Raw genomic sequence first — 13,993 nt, 5'->3', positions numbered from 1 at the left:
CCCGAGCCCGGCGATGGTGTCCAGGATCCGTTTCCGGCGTCCATCGTTCTCGTGGGTGGAATGCGAACGACGTTGTCCCGGAAGCACCAGACTTCGTATGGACCCGCCGGGTGGCCGTGAGGTCGCCTGAAAGCAGCGCGGCGGTTGTCACCAAGTAGCCGCGCTCCTTGCTCTCGTCGACGAATACGTGGCTGGTGTTCCGGTGAGGGCCGACAAGGAGATCATCGGCCGAGTGCGCCTCCTTCGCGTGCACGCAAAGGAGGCGCTCCCCTCTCATGGGGGAGAACGAAGGATCGTCAGAGGGAACCGATCCGAAGCCCGTTTCGCGATGCTCAAGACATGAACAGCACAGCGTTCCGGAGCGTTCCAGGAGTGCCCAGGTGGGCGAAGTGGTCGGCGCACACCGTGGCGCTGGTGAACATCCCGTCCGGTGTCTGGCGGCTCGGGCTCGCCGCCGGGATCCCGTTCGGGCTGGCTCAGTCCGAAATGGACGCCATGAAAACGCCCGGCTGGGGATCGCTCTACCTGGTGTTCCTCACCGTGTTCTCCGAAGCCGTCGCCTTGCCGGCCCTCGGGCTCATCCAGCCGTGGGGCGAAACCTGGCCGAGATGGCTCCCGTTCGTCGGCGGTGAACCCGTTTCCGCGCGCAAGGTCGTGATCGTCTCCTCGCTCGGCGCGCTGGCCACGACGATTTACGCCGGCCTGTTCGTGTGCACGACCTTCAACGCCGACATGGCGGGCGAGCCTTGGGCGGATTTGCTGATCAGCGTCCTCTACGCGCCGTTGTTGCTTTGGGGACCACTGCTCGCGGTCGTGACGTGGCACTACCACCGGCGCCGTTCTCAGGCCTCGTGAGTGGCAAGGACGGTTCTGTTGAGGGGTAAGGCAAAGGTGGCTTCAGTGTCAGGGGCCCAGGTGGTCGGCGTACTTCAGGCGACCTGAGCAGCGAAAGCCCTGCCCAGACCCTGTCCGAAGCCGGTGATCACCACGGCCTTGCCGCTCAGGAGACACAGGGGAACGAGCGTGCCATCACTCGGAAGGGTGAGATCGGCATCTCTCGGCCGAACCCCTTGCCGGGAAAGATGAGGTTAGGCTAACCTCATGAATGTCCGCTTCGTGGTGGGAGCGGCAGTCAGTTCGGGAACGGACGAAGCCCCGCAACCGGGTCACCCCCGGAGGTGGGGCTTCGTTCATTCCGGAGGTTCATGGTCGATGGCCTCGCCGATCCGGTCAAGGCCGTCCTGGCGCTCGGGCGAGTTCGATCCCGAATTCCTTCCGGTAGGTGTCCAGGATCTCCGGATCACTCGAAAGCCGGGTCTCCTCGCGGACGCCGTGGGTGGTGACGATCAGCTTGTCACCCGCCAGCGTGACCCGGCCGTGGCCGCTCGGTAACGAGCAGGTCGGCCCCCGCGTGAAATGCGAGTCCGGCGATGTCGACTGCCAGAACGCCGTCGGGACGAATTCGTCCAGCGCCCGCGGCCGCCGCTCGATCCGGTACTGGGGTTCGCCGTCCCGGAGGACGTCGATGTCGCCGTGGGGCGCGTCGAGGATCAGGAACTCGCCCTCCGGGTCGGCCTGCGCCTCCGTGGCGGTCAGTCGCAGCGGGAACCGGCTGAACCGGCCGAAACCGACGTCCGCCAGCCATGGCTCGTCCAGGTCGACGTGGACGACCGCGTGGTCGAACGGCGGCCCGAGGGTACCGTCCGGTCGGAACACCTTCGCCGAGCTCAGGGCGACGTCGAAACCCAGTTCCCGCAGCAAGGCGGCGAAGAGCCCGTTCAGCTCGTAACAGAAGCCACCCCGCCGCCGTCGCACGATCTTGTCGAACAGTGCCTCGCTGTCCAGGACTATCGGCTCGCCGAGGTGGATGCTCAGATTCTCGAACGGCACCACGGCGAGGTGGCGCTCCTGCAGCGTCCGCAGCGCGGCGACGTCCGCGGTGGCGGGGCGGTCGAGCCCGAGTCTGTCGAGGTATGCGGCGACGTCCATGCGTTCACCTTGGCACCTCGACTTCGCTGGAGGTCAAGAACGAAGAACGGGGCCCTCCCGGAAGGAGAGCCCCGCTTCGTGGCGAGAAGTCAGCCGAGCAGCAGGCCGTTGCCACCGGCGACGGCGTTGTCGAACCGCTTGGAGATCTCGGCCCAGTTGAAGATGTTCCAGAGCGCCTTGACGTAGTCCGGCTTCACGTTCTTGTAGTCCAGGTAGAACGCGTGCTCCCAGACGTCGACCAGCAGGATCGGCGTGGTCGGCAGGACCAGGTTGTTGTGGTGGTCGCGCAGCTGCTGGGTGATCAGCGTCTTGCCGATCGGGTCCCAGGAGAGCGCGGCCCAGCCGTTGCCCTGGATCGTGGTGGCGACCGCGGTGAACTGCGCCTTGAACTTGTCGAAGGAGCCGAACGCCTCGTCGATCGCGGAGGCCAGCTCGCCGGTCGGCTTGTCGCCGCCTTCGGGGGAGAGGATCTTCCACCACACGACGTGGTTGGCGTGCCCGGCGAGGTGGAACGCCAGCGTGGTCTGCAGGCCGACGATGTCGCCGAAGTTGCCGGCTTCGCGGGCCTCGGCGAGCTTGTCGAGCGTGTCGTTCGCGCCCTTGACGTAGGTCGCGTGGTGCTTGCTGTGGTGCAGCTCGTTGATCTCGCCCGAGATGTGCGGCGCCAGGGCGCCATAGTCGTAGTCGAGATCCGGGAGCACGTAGCGGGCCATCGGCCCTCCTTCTGTCTTCGACACAAGTTTCCAAGGACGAACTTAGTCGTCTTCACCCGTTTGCGGCGACCGGGGGCGCCGCGTTTCTCCCCAGGTGGAACGACCCGTTCGTAGCGGCTGTACCCGGTGGGGCCACCGCCTGAAACCCACCCTGCTTGCTCCAGTTAGCTGGAGGTCAAGGCGATGTGACGGCGGTCATCAAGCCAGGTAGGGCAGCCCGTCCAGAGGAGAGGAGGCGATTACCCCGAGGAACGCCGCCAAAGCCACAGCGCGCCGTCGCCGTCTGCGGTCACCGTGACGCCGCCGGCCAGCGCGAAGCCGTAGTTCGAGTAGATGGCGACCTCGCCGGGCGGCCGGAGCGGTCAGGACCGTCGTGACGGTCAGCAGGGCGGCGATGGCCGCTCAGGCTCGTGAGTGGTAAGGACGGTTAGAACCGTCCTTACCACTCACGAGGTCAAGCGGCCCGGTAAGCGTCCAGCTCACCCGCCAGCTCGTCGAACACCGCGATGTTGCACTCGAAGGCCACGATCGCCTCCTCGATCAGCCTCGCGCGCTCGTCCTCGCTCCACGGCGCCGAGTTCAGCCGCTCGCGGTAGTCGTCCCGGAACTTGGGCGCGCTGCCCAGCCGGTCGAACCGGTAGAACAGCGAACCCGCCTCGCTCACCTCGTACTTGCGCTCCAGCAACCGCCGGATGACCTGGCCGCCGGCGATGTCGCCGAGGTAGCGCGTGTAGTGGTGGGCGACGAACCCGCCGGACCAGTCCGACGCCTCGGCCACGCGCCGCGCGTAGCGCTCCGTCGAGGGCAGGGGGCGGACGGTCTCGCGCCAGTCCGGGCCCACGAGGTGTTCGAGGTCGCGTTCGAGGCTCGGCAGCCGTCGCAGTTCCTCGAAGACGAACTTGCCCGCCACGGGATCCTTCGCCAGCTTGTCGGCGGCCTGCTCGATGGCCTGGTAGATGAAGTAGTACTGGATCGCCAGCCGCGTGTACCCCTCGATCGTGAGGTCGCCGCCGAGCAGCGCGTTCATGTACTCGGAGTGGTTGGCCCGGTTGTGGGCGGCCATGGTGGAGGCACGCAGGGTCGCGGAGAACGGCCCGGATTCGACGTCGGTGGTCACCGGCATGGACAGAGCCTCCAAGCATCGATCTGACATGCTGTCAGAAAGAGCGTAAGGCACGATTGCGGGTTAGGCTACCCTAATTTTAGAGTGTCTCCGTCATCCCGACCGCTCTGAGCACGAATCGGACGGCTCCCTCGATCGCGTCGTCCAGCCGTTCGGGTGGCACGTCGACGACCTGACGGCTGCCCAACGCGGCGGTGATCATCGGGATCAGCACCTCGGGGTCCTCCTCCGGCACCCCCTCGGCGAGGATCTCGCGCAGCTGGCCGGTGATGGGGTCGGCGTGCGCGCTGATCCGCCGGTACGCGGCGGGCGCCAGCGCCGACGCGAGCGCCGTTCCCGGCGGCAGGTGGTATTCGGCGAGCACCCGCAGCTGCAACCGGACGAACGTCGAAAGCTTCGCGACCGGGGTGTCGGCGGTCGCGACGGCCGCCGTCAGCCGTTCGACGTACCGCGTCGCCTCGTCCTCGACGAAGGCGACCAGCAGGCTTTCCTTGTCGGGGAAGTGGTTGTACATCGCCGTCCGGCCGAGGCCCGCCTCGGCGGCGACACCCGCGAGCGTGATCGCGTCGAACCCGCGCTCGTACAGCTGCCCGCGCAGGACGTCGAACACCCTGCTGCGGACCTCGCGCCGGTGCTCCTCCAGCGACCGGCCGATGATCTTGGGCACGAGCCACCTCCCTGGAGGGAAACCTTAAGCCTCCAGCGACCAGGTGTGCACCGGCGTCTCGGTGGCCGACAGCTCCAGGTACCGGCCCAGCATCCGGTTCAGCGCGGTTTCCCGCTCGGCGCCGCGCTCCTCCGCGCGCAGGACGTACTCCCGCTGCCACGCCGCGCCGGTCCGCCTGGTGAGACACCGCTGCTCGATGATGCCCAGATAACGCTCTCTCGCCTCGTCCGAGACATCCGATCGGCGGAGTCCTTCGTGCGCCAGCGGCAGCAGGACCCGCAGCACCAGCTCGTCCGGCGGGATCCAGCCGATACCCGGCCAGTACAGCTGCGCGTCGAAACCTCGCCGCGCCCCCGCGTACATGTTCTCCTCGGCGGCCTGGAACGACATCTGTGTCCACACCGGACGGTCGGCCTCGGCGAGCGCCCGCTGCGCGCCGTAGAAGAAGGCGGCGTTCGCGACCATGTCGACGACGGTCGGGCCGGACGGCAGCACGCGGTTCTCCACCCGCAGATGCGGCAGGCCGTCGACGACGTCGTAGACCGGCCGGTTCCAGCGCCAGACGGTGCCGTTGTGCATCCGCAGTTCGGTGAGTTTCGGGGCCTGCCCGGAGTCGAGCGCCTCGATCGGGTCCTCCCGGTCGGTCTCGGGCAGCAGGCCGGGGAAGTACCGGACGTTCTCCTCGAACAGGTCGAAGATCGAGGTGATCCAGCGCTCGCCGAACCACACCCTCGGCCGCACACCCTGGTTCTTCAGCTCCTCCGGCCGGGTGTCCGTGGCCTGCAGGAACAGCGGGATCCGCGTCTCGTGCCAGAGCGTCTTGCCGAGCAGGAACGGCGAATTCGCGCCCACGGCGATCTGGACGCCGGCCAGCGCCTGCGCCGCGTTCCAATGCGCCGCGAACTCCTCCGGCGCGACCTGCAGATGCAGCTGGACAGAGGTGCAGGCGGCCTCGGGCAGGATCGATTCGGAGTAACTGCGCAGCCGTTCGGGCTGCCTGCCCGGTAACGGCGCGCCCTCCATCGAGAGCACGGTGCGCTCGCCGCGCGCGGCGAAGATCCGGTCGTTGAGCAGCGAATACCGGGCGTTGTTGGTCAGCCACTTCTGGTCGAAGTGCTCGTGCCGCAGCGTCGGGAGGATGCCGATCATCGCCAGCGAGGCCCCGGATTCCCCGGCCTTGCGCGAGGCCGCGCTCAGATACGCGTGGAGGTCGTCCTCCAGTTGCAGTGCGGACTCGCCCGCCAGCGGCCGCGGCGGCACGTTGAGCTCCAGGTTGTGCTGGCCGAGCTCGGTGGTGAAAGACGGGTCGTTCAGCGCCTCGAGCACCGTCGTGTTCGTCATCGACGGGCGCAGCTCCGCGTCGACGAGGTTGAATTCGACCTCGAGTCCGATGTTCTTGCGTGGGAAGGAAAAACTCCCATCGGTGAGCATGCGGGCCAAGGTGTCGAGGCAGCGCTGGACCTTCCGGCGGTAACGTCCGCGATCCTGGGGTTCACAGGGGTCCGCCGAAAGATTCTTACCCATGTTCGTCGAGCTCCTCATTGGCCACGCTCCGCGGGATCCAGGCGGGACTGCCAGGCGGCCCAACGGTTTCACGCATCGCTGTCGCCCGGCTAGCGGCCAAACTGGTGCTCTCTGTCACTAGGGGTTAACTGACAGCAAAATACGTCCGTTCGTACCACCTGCCCGCCGACATTCGGACGCGAACGGCGCGCAGCGGGCGGATGACACACTCTCCTGGTGGCTGAACTGATCACCATCGACGACTCCGGCGACCCGCGGCTCGACGATTTCCGCGACTTGTCCACAGCCGATCGGCGTCCCGATAGGCCGGGTGGGCGTGGCTTTGTGATCGCCGAAGGCACCGTCGTGGTCGAGCGCCTGCTCAAATCCCGCTATCCGGTCCGCTCGCTCCTCGGAGTGGAACGGCGATTCCGCGAATTGGGCGACGACCTGGACGGCGTCGACGTCCCCGGTTACGTGACCTCGGCCGAGACGATGGCCGAGGTGGTCGGATTCCACCTGAACCGCGGGATCCTGGCCGTCGCGGACCGGCCCGTCCCGCCGACGGCGGTCGAAGACGTCATCGACGGCGCACGTGTGCTCGCGGTGCTCGAAGGCATCGGTGACCACGAGAATCTCGGTTCGCTGTTCCGCAACGCGGCCGCGCTCGGCGTCGACGGCATCCTGCTCGGCGCCGGTTGCTCGGACCCGCTGTACCGGCGCAGTGTCCGCGTCTCGATGGGACATGTCCTGCGTGTCCCGTTCGCCACCTTCGGGTCCTGGCCCGGCGACCTGGAACTGCTGCGGCAACGCGGTTTCCGCATCGCGGCCCTCACACCTCGTGCGGATTCCGTTTCGCTGCGCCAGTTACGGGACCAGACTCCGGAGAAGATCGCGCTGATGCTGGGCGCGGAGGGCGCCGGCCTGACCGACGAGGCCATCGCCGCCGCCGACGTCGCGGTGCGGATCCCGATGCCCGAAGGCGTCGATTCGCTGAATGTCGCCACCGCGGGCGCGATCGCGTTCTACGAGACGCGTCCACCGCTATCGTGAGCACCCGAGCGATCACGAGGAGAACCCATGGAATTGCGGATCCGTGAGGGACGCGCGGTGCTGGCCGGGCCCGGCGGTGACAGCGCGCGCGAGGTGGACCCGCATTCACTCGCGATCGGTTCGGATCTCGCTCAGGCGTTGCACGAATGGGCCAGGGTCGCCTCCGCCGTCGGCGGCTCCGGCACCGAGGCCGCTTCCGTGGTCTCCCAGCGAGGCCGCCAGCTCGCCCAGCGGGTGGCCGCCACGATGGGCACGTCGGTGCGGTTCGTCGATCCCGTCTCGGGCGACGGCGTCATCGTCGACCCGCCCGCCCCCGCGCCCCGCAGCGAACTCGCGCGGCGGCTTTTCGGCACGCCGGACCCCGCCGGGGAACCGACCCCGTGGCTGACCGGGCTGACCGTCTCCGCGTTCGTCGCGGCGGTGGTCGTCGTGGCGATGCTGGCACTGGCGAACACCCTCGCGCGCGAGACCAGCGGCTGGCTCGCGCTGCTCGCGTCCGCCGTCGTGACCGCCGGGATCACGCCCTCGCTGTGGCTCGCGCGGCGAGTGCCGATCGTGCGGTGGGCTTCCTTCGGCGCGGCCGCGGGGATCGTGATCGCGTGGATCGGCGTGCTGATCGTCGTCTTCTAGCGTCGCGTGCATCGATCACCCTCCCCGGCGCCGAGGGTGACCGATTCAGACGTGTTTGTAGAACTTGAGACTCGGCCCGCCCGCCTCTGTCGCCGAGTGCCCGTAAAGCGCGTAACCGTGATACCCGGCGATCTGCACGACCAGATCGGCGGGGATCCGATATGAGCGCATCGCGAATTCCACATGGGGGCTGCCGTCGAATTCCCGGGCCAGCCAGCCGATCCGGGTGCTGCGCGGGAAGAGGCTGGTGGTGAACGCCGCCGGGATCGCGCCGACGAAGGCCGCCAGGAACAGCAGGTTGGCGATCGGCGTTTCGTAGTCCGTCGGCATGCCGACGATCACGGCCGCCGTGCCGAGCAGGACGAGGACGGTGACGGGCGCGATGTGGTTCAGCCAGGCGTAGCGGAACCGCGGGCCGGCGGGCGCGGGCAAGGGAAGCCGTGGCGGGGACGGATCCCGGCTGAGCAGGAGGACCCGGTCGTTCGGGTCACCGAAGTCGGCCGTGACACGCAGTCCTTCCGTTTCGGCGACCTCCGCGACACGCCGGGCGGAGAGCTTGGCGTGCTTGATGCTGATCCAGACCTGGTCCGATTCGCTGATGTGGTTGAGCAGCCAGCGTTCCCGGTCCTTGTCAGGTCTGTCGGGTCCGTCGAAGACGGGGACCGGCGGGACGTGCCGCGGCGCGAACTGGAAACTCATGCAGCCCTGGAACATCGGTGCGATCTCCAGGTAGCCGCGGCTTCGGGCGATCCCGCGGAGAACTCCGGGGTCGATCTGCCACTCCATCGGCGCGACATGCGCGTACGGCGCGCCGGTGAACACCTCGAAACGCAATCGGACGGTGCGTGTGTACCAATCCTGCATGAGAATCCCCCGCCCCGAGGATACTGAGACCCATGGCCGGTGACCCGCTCATTTCACTCAGGCGGCTGTGTCTCGCGCTGCCGGAGACCTCGGAGCGGCTCAGCCACGGCGAGCCGGCGTGGTTCGTGCGAGGCAAGAAGACGTTCGTCATGTACGCCGACCGCCATCACGACGACAAGGTCGCCTTCTGGTGCCCGGCGCCGGCCGGGGCGCAGGAGGAACTGGTGGGCGCGGAGCCGGAGCGGTTCTTCCGGCCGCCGTACGTCGGGCATCGGGGGTGGCTCGGGGTTCGGCTGGACGTCGACGTCGACTGGGCGGAGATCGAGCGGATCGTCATCGACGCGTATTGCCTCGTGGCGCCGAAATCCTTGATCGAGCAGGTGCCCGGACGCACGTAATGGCCCCTCCACCGGAAGGGGCCACTACGTGCGGATTCAACCTCGTTGCGATCGGACGCCCAATAGGACGTCTTCCCAGGATGGAACGATGGGGTGGTTCTTCTTCCCCTTCGCCCGTGGAGCGGGTTCGGCCACTTCCTCCGGCTCGTCAGCCGGAAGTGGTGGCTCGGCCTCTTCGTCGGGCTCCGCGATCGGCGCGTCGATCACCTTCGCGACCGGCTCGTCCGGGACACCGTTCGAAGTACTCTTTCCCGCTGAGAACGCATCAACACTGTCGAGGGTCGGCTGGACGACCGCGTCCTTGCCGGGGTCCAGTGCCCGTACGGTGCGCGGGGCGCGGTAGGCGTTGGGGTTGAGCAGGACTTCGGCGTTCTCGTCGAGGGCCTGCACGGTGCCGCCGTGCGCGCCGGGCGCGAACGACCAGTGCGCGCGGTTGTCCGAGCGGCCGGCCTTCCAGCTCAGTACGACGACCCACTTGCCGTCGTCGCCTCGCCACGAGTCCCAGGTCGCCTGGCTGTAGTCGTGTCCACGCTGTCCGAAGGAGTGCGCCACGACCTCGCCGAGCGTCTGGACGTCTGGGCCGTCCTCGCGGACCGGATGCGCCCGCTGGGCCAGTTCGGCGGTGCGGGAACGTTCGAGCAGGACGGGGTACGCGAACCGCTCGACGCGCTGCACGGTGACGCCGGCGCTGCTCGCGACCTGCTCCACGGACTCACCGGCCCGGATTCGTGCCTGGATCTCGCGTGGCCGCATTTGGCTCTCCAACTCGATCTCGATCTGGCCGAGGCGGGTGATGTCACCCCTCGCCGCCGCTCGCAGCCTCTCATCCGCGGGGAGCAGGAAGCGCGTGCGGCTCGCCGGGTCTTCACACACGATGGACTTACCGTCCTCGTGCAGCCCGACCACCCGTAGCGCTCGCATTCTCGCCTCCCCGATTCTTCACCTTTGTGGGTGTCCACGTTAAAACGGCGCGTCGCCTTGACGTGTGAGGCGCGCCGATGTCATGTGTCCTGCTCACTATTTTGTTCATGACGGCAAGTGCATTCTGTCGGAGCAACGCGCGGCTCGCCGTGTGACGCGCTGGACACACACAGTCACGATCGGGGGAATCTACGGCAGCCGCACCCGGACGACCAGTCCGCCGCCGCGTCCGCCCGGTTCCGCGCCCGCGGTCCCGCCGTGCGCCTTCGCGATGGACCGGACGATCGACAGCCCGAGCCCGGCGTTGCGGGAGTCGCCGGTGCGGTCGCCCGAAAGCCGGCGGAACGGTTCGAACAGGGCGGGCACGGCGTCCAGCGGCACCTGCGGGCCGGTGTTGCGTACCACCAGCGCCGGGTCGCCGCCGACGTCGACGTGGATCCAGCCGCCCTTGCGGTTGTAGGTGATGGCGTTGTGCACGAGGTTCGTGACCAGCCGCTCCAGCAGCACGGGATCGCCGGACACCGTCCGCGGCCGCAGCCGCGACTCCACCGTGACCCCCGCTTCCTCGGCCATGGCCGACGCCGACCGGATCACCGTCGCCACGACCTCGTCCAGCCGGACGGGGCCGCGCGCGGCCAGGCCGCGGTCGCTGCGGGCGAGCACGAGCAGGCCTTCGATCATCCGTTCGCTGCGTTCGTTGGTGTGGATCAGATGCTCGCCGAGTTTCCGGACCTCGGGGCTCGCGTCGGGATCGGCCATCGCCACCTCGACGAGCGTGCGCTGCACCGCGAGCGGGGTCCGCAGTTCGTGGGAGGCGTTGGCGACGAAGCGTTTCTGGCTGTCGAACGACACGGCGAGCCGGTCGAGCATGCCGTCGAAGGTGTCCGCGAGCTCCTTGAGTTCGTCGTCGGGGCCGTCGAGGTCGATGCGCCGGTCGAGGTTTTCGGCCTCGAGTTTCCGTGCCGTGGAGGTGATCGCGTGCAACGGCCGCAGCACACGGCTCGCCATCAGCCAGCCGAGCAGCACCGCGAGCGCACCGGCGATCGCCAGCGCCACCAGCGATTGCCACAGCAGGGTCGAAAGGACGCCCGAGCGGTATTCGGTGATCGAGGTCGCGACCAGTTGCGTGGCCTGGGCGCGCTCGGTGGGAAGGATGGTCGTCGTGTCCACCGGATACGGCTGGGCCACTTCGAACTGGACGCCCGCGGTGGCCCCGTTCGCGAACGCCGCCGTGTCCGGCAGGGTCGAACTCACCAGCAGGTAGTTGACGATCAGCAGGGCGAGCCCGACGATCAGGAACGCGCCGCCGTAGAGCGCCGTCAGCTTGGTGCGGACGGAGAGCCGGAGCGGTTTCACGACCCGAACCGGTAACCGGCGCCGGGCACGGTCTCGATCAGCGGCGGTTCACCCAGTTTGCGCCGCAACGTCATCATCGCCACCCGGACGGCGTTCGTGAACGGATCGGCGTGTTCGTCCCACGCCTTCTCCAGCAGTTCTTCCGCGCTGACCACGGTCCCATCGGCGCGCATGAGCACCTCCAGTACCGCGAATTCCTTGGGGGACAGGGGAAGGAACCGGCCGTCGCGCGACGCCTGGTGCCGGGGCAGATCGAGGACCACGCCGCCGCGTTCCAGCACCGGCGGCAGCGCCGGCCGCGCGCGCCGCGACAAGGCCTGCACCCGCGCGACGAGTTCGGCGAACGCGAACGGTTTCGTCAGGTAGTCGTCGGCGCCCAGACCCAGCCCGGCGACCCGGTCGTCGACGTCGGCCGCGGCCGTCAGCATGAGGACCCGCGCCTCGCCGCCGGCCTTGATCACCGCCGCGCAGACTTCGTCGCCGTGCACGACGGGGAGATCCCTGTCGAGCACGACGACGTCGTAGCCGTGCACCCCCACCCGGTCCAGGGCCTGCGCGCCGTCGTAGCAGACGTCGACGGCCATGGAGAACCGTCGCAGGCCCTCGGCGATCGTGTCCGCCAGGAGCCGCTCGTCTTCCACCACCAGCACTCTCACCTGGCCAGTCTGCCCCGGACGGGGATAAGCGCGGGATAAGCGTGGATCAACCGACCGGGTGGCGTCGAAGGCCGGACTCGCGTGATCGGAGCCGAAACTCACGTGCTTGGAACCGGAACTCGCGTGATCCGGCTGGAGACACGCGAGTTCCGGCTTCAATCACGCGTCATCCGACCGGGTGCAACTGCCGCGCCGGGATCACCTGCTGAGGGGTGTTCGGACTGGACCACAGCAGCTTCATCGACGCCTCACCGCCTCGTTCGGTGTGTTCGAGCCGGATCGCGTACGACCTGCCGGCGACCAGATCCAGGGTCGCTTTGTCGACGCTCGGGCCGTGTGGGGTGGTGTTGTCGATCAGGAGTTTCCCGTCGACCCACAGCCGCACGGTGTCGTCCGAAACCGTGGTGAACGTGTACTTCCCGGTGTCCCGCGCGGTGACCTGGCCGCTCCACCGCGACGAGAAGGTCTCGGCCGGGATCTTCGCGTCCGGTGATCCGGTGAACTTCCAGTTGTGGTTCACGCCCGGCTCGACCCGGCGCACCGTCGGTGTGCCGGTGAAGTCCGCGTTCGGCCAGTACTCGGCGGTCAGCCCGGTCCCGCGTCCGGAGGGTGCCTGCGGCAGCGGATCGACGCTCAGTTCGATGACGGTCGCGACGTCGTTCGTCCGGCCGCCCGACGGCGTGAGTTTCACGCTTCCGGGCGACTGCTCGACTCGCACGCGCTGACGGCTGCCGAGCACTCGCGCGTCGCGAACCCGGAAAGGTGCCAACGTGTCGAGCGTCAGCGAACCGCCCGAAGCGGGCCAGTCGAACACCGACGCGTAAAGCTTGTCGCCGCGACGGCTCACGACGCCCCAGCCCGGTTCGGCGACGAGTCCCGGCGCGCCCGCTCCGTAGACGGCAGAGGACTGCTTGTCCGTCCGCAGCCATTGCCCCATCTGCTTCAGCCTGTCGACGGACTCCTGTGGCACCCGGCCGTCGCGATCGGGGCCCACGTTGAGCAGGAAGTTACCGCTGCGCCCGGCGATCGACAGCAGTTTCCTGGTCAGATCCGCCGAGGACTTCCAGTTGTGGTCCCATTCGGTGTAGCCCCAGCTGCCGTTGAGGGTCATGCACGATTCCCACAGCTGCCCGTCGACCGGCTTGTCCGGGATCTCCTGTTCGGGTGTTCCCGTGTCGCCGTCGACCACCCGGCGTTTGCCGACGCGGTTGTTGACCACAATGGACGGATCGAGGCTCCGGACGTAGGCCTCCAGTTCCTCGCCGTCCCTTTCGGTCCACGGGTTGTTGGGCCGGTCGGTGCTCCATTCGCCGTCGAACCACAGCACCGCCGGGTGGTAGTTGCCGACGAGTTCCTTGAGCTGGGCGTACATCCGCTCCTTGTACTTGGGGAACGTCGCGGGATCCGGGAAGTCCGGGTCGTGCCAGTCCCAGATCGAGTAGTAGAAGCCGAGTTTGACGTCTCGCGCGGCCGTCGCGCGTTTCAGTTCGGCGAGGATGTCGCGTTTCTTGTCGAACGCCGAGTGGTCGCGGAGGTTGAACTTGTTGACCTTCGTCGGCCACATCGCATAGCCCTCGTGGTGTTTCGAGGTGATCACCACGTACTTCTGCCCGGCGTCCTTCGCCGACTGCGCGATGGCGTTCGCGTCGAAACCGGCCGGGTTGAACTTCGCGGCGATCTGCTCGTATTCGGCGCGCGGGATCTGGCAGTTCCGCTGGATCCATTCGGCGTCCTGGCAAACGCTTCCGTCGGGGCGTTGGTATTTCCCTTGGAGCTGGGAGTACGCGCCGAAGTGGATGAACTGGCCGAATCGGTCGTCGCGCCACCAGCGCGTCCGGTCGGCGGTGAACGGGTCGTCGTAAGCGTGGTCGGAAGGGAGTGGCGCGGCTTCCGCGGCGGGAGAGACGCCCAGTGCGGTGGTCGCGATGACGAGGGCCGCCAGGGCCCGGAGTGGCTTGCGGCGATTCATGCACTCCTCCTCGCTGAGGTGTGGACGTCGGGGACTTTAAGAAGCCAGAGGTCGGATGTGAACCTCCGAAAGGTCTCATGTGGTGCTAGTTCACCCGGAAAGACGGCAGATAGGTCGGATCTCTGTTCCGCTGATCGGGACGATAAGCGCG

At 67.9% G+C, this 13,993-nt stretch carries 14 protein-coding genes; 4 read left to right on the top strand and 10 right to left on the bottom strand.

The genetic code is table 11. From position 1 onward, the window contains the following. The first annotated feature begins 339 nt into the window (after positions 1-339). Positions 340-855, top strand: a complete 516-nt coding sequence (locus H074_RS27535) for a hypothetical protein (RefSeq protein ID WP_039923530.1) — start codon at positions 340-342, stop codon at positions 853-855. A 375-nt stretch (positions 856-1,230) separates the two neighbouring features. Here H074_RS27535 and H074_RS27530 read toward each other — a convergent pair whose 3' ends face one another. From H074_RS27530 to H074_RS27510, 5 genes are all read right to left on the bottom strand, one after another. Next, positions 1,231-1,989: an arylamine N-acetyltransferase family protein gene (locus tag H074_RS27530; RefSeq protein WP_007033354.1), complete on the bottom strand. Its 759-nt coding sequence runs from the start codon at positions 1,987-1,989 to the stop codon at positions 1,231-1,233. 89 nt (positions 1,990-2,078) lie between these two features. After that, on the bottom strand, positions 2,079-2,702 hold the full coding sequence (locus tag H074_RS27525; protein WP_007033353.1) for a superoxide dismutase: 624 nt from the start codon (positions 2,700-2,702) through the stop codon (positions 2,079-2,081). 454 nt (positions 2,703-3,156) lie between these two features. Beyond that, on the bottom strand, positions 3,157-3,825 hold the full coding sequence (locus H074_RS27520) for a biliverdin-producing heme oxygenase (RefSeq protein WP_007033352.1): 669 nt from the start codon (positions 3,823-3,825) through the stop codon (positions 3,157-3,159). 79 nt (positions 3,826-3,904) lie between these two features. After that, on the bottom strand, positions 3,905-4,492 hold the full coding sequence (locus H074_RS27515) for a TetR/AcrR family transcriptional regulator (RefSeq protein WP_007033351.1): 588 nt from the start codon (positions 4,490-4,492) through the stop codon (positions 3,905-3,907). Positions 4,493-4,516: 24 nt separating this feature from the next. After that, a complete protein-coding gene (locus tag H074_RS27510; RefSeq protein ID WP_007033350.1) occupies positions 4,517-6,016 on the bottom strand; it encodes a glutamate-cysteine ligase family protein in 1,500 nt (499 codons plus the stop codon). A 216-nt stretch (positions 6,017-6,232) separates the two neighbouring features. Here H074_RS27510 and H074_RS27505 point away from each other — a divergent pair, with 216 nt between their 5' ends. Beyond that, positions 6,233-7,048, top strand: coding sequence for a TrmH family RNA methyltransferase (locus tag H074_RS27505; protein WP_007033349.1), 816 nt, complete (start codon positions 6,233-6,235; stop codon positions 7,046-7,048). 27 nt (positions 7,049-7,075) lie between these two features. Beyond that, positions 7,076-7,678 (top strand): DUF2537 domain-containing protein, encoded by a 603-nt coding sequence (locus H074_RS27500; protein ID WP_007033348.1) that lies wholly within the window; start codon positions 7,076-7,078, stop codon positions 7,676-7,678. A gap of 45 nt (positions 7,679-7,723) precedes the next feature. Here the strand turns inward: H074_RS27500 and H074_RS27495 are convergent, their stop codons facing one another. Continuing rightward, the gene (locus H074_RS27495) at positions 7,724-8,542 is read right to left on the bottom strand and encodes a hypothetical protein (protein ID WP_007033347.1); all 819 of its coding nucleotides are present in this window, start codon (positions 8,540-8,542) and stop codon (positions 7,724-7,726) included. A gap of 32 nt (positions 8,543-8,574) precedes the next feature. Between H074_RS27495 and H074_RS27490 the strand changes: the two genes are divergently transcribed. Continuing rightward, positions 8,575-8,940 carry an MmcQ/YjbR family DNA-binding protein gene (locus H074_RS27490; protein WP_007033346.1) on the top strand — a complete coding sequence of 122 codons (366 nt, stop codon included), beginning with the start codon at positions 8,575-8,577 and terminating at the stop codon, positions 8,938-8,940. A 36-nt stretch (positions 8,941-8,976) separates the two neighbouring features. Here the strand turns inward: H074_RS27490 and sepH are convergent, their stop codons facing one another. The 4 genes from sepH to H074_RS27470 form a co-directional block, all read right to left on the bottom strand. Beyond that, positions 8,977-9,861, bottom strand: coding sequence for a septation protein SepH (gene sepH, locus H074_RS27485; protein WP_039923528.1), 885 nt, complete (start codon positions 9,859-9,861; stop codon positions 8,977-8,979). A 189-nt stretch (positions 9,862-10,050) separates the two neighbouring features. Further along, positions 10,051-11,217 (bottom strand): ATP-binding protein, encoded by a 1,167-nt coding sequence (locus tag H074_RS27480; RefSeq protein ID WP_007033344.1) that lies wholly within the window; start codon positions 11,215-11,217, stop codon positions 10,051-10,053. After that, positions 11,214-11,873, bottom strand: a complete 660-nt coding sequence (locus H074_RS27475) for a response regulator transcription factor (RefSeq protein ID WP_007033343.1) — start codon at positions 11,871-11,873, stop codon at positions 11,214-11,216. Before H074_RS27475 ends, H074_RS27480 begins: the two co-directional genes overlap by 4 nt. 166 nt (positions 11,874-12,039) lie before the next feature. Continuing rightward, on the bottom strand, positions 12,040-13,842 hold the full coding sequence (locus tag H074_RS27470) for an alpha-L-fucosidase (protein WP_007033342.1): 1,803 nt from the start codon (positions 13,840-13,842) through the stop codon (positions 12,040-12,042). Between the last annotated feature and the right edge of the window lie 151 nt (positions 13,843-13,993).

It is taken from the genome of Amycolatopsis decaplanina DSM 44594 (genome assembly GCF_000342005.1).
Lineage (GTDB): Bacteria > Actinomycetota > Actinomycetes > Mycobacteriales > Pseudonocardiaceae > Amycolatopsis > Amycolatopsis decaplanina.
Note: the sequence above shows the minus strand (reverse complement) of the source record. Positions and strands in the feature narration are given on the sequence as shown.

Coding starts and splice junctions, on each gene's coding strand:
- H074_RS27500 (WP_007033348.1), top strand. CDS start 7,076: ATGGAATTGCGGATCCGTGAGGGACGCGCGGTGCTGGCCGGGCCCGGC.
- H074_RS27535 (WP_039923530.1), top strand. CDS start 340: ATGAACAGCACAGCGTTCCGGAGCGTTCCAGGAGTGCCCAGGTGGGCG.
- H074_RS27525 (WP_007033353.1), bottom strand. CDS start 2,702: ATGGCCCGCTACGTGCTCCCGGATCTCGACTACGACTATGGCGCCCTG.
- H074_RS27520 (WP_007033352.1), bottom strand. CDS start 3,825: ATGCCGGTGACCACCGACGTCGAATCCGGGCCGTTCTCCGCGACCCTG.
- H074_RS27530 (WP_007033354.1), bottom strand. CDS start 1,989: ATGGACGTCGCCGCATACCTCGACAGACTCGGGCTCGACCGCCCCGCC.
- H074_RS27490 (WP_007033346.1), top strand. CDS start 8,575: ATGGCCGGTGACCCGCTCATTTCACTCAGGCGGCTGTGTCTCGCGCTG.
- H074_RS27495 (WP_007033347.1), bottom strand. CDS start 8,542: ATGCAGGATTGGTACACACGCACCGTCCGATTGCGTTTCGAGGTGTTC.
- H074_RS27510 (WP_007033350.1), bottom strand. CDS start 6,016: ATGGGTAAGAATCTTTCGGCGGACCCCTGTGAACCCCAGGATCGCGGA.
- sepH (WP_039923528.1), bottom strand. CDS start 9,861: ATGCGAGCGCTACGGGTGGTCGGGCTGCACGAGGACGGTAAGTCCATC.
- H074_RS27470 (WP_007033342.1), bottom strand. CDS start 13,842: ATGAATCGCCGCAAGCCACTCCGGGCCCTGGCGGCCCTCGTCATCGCG.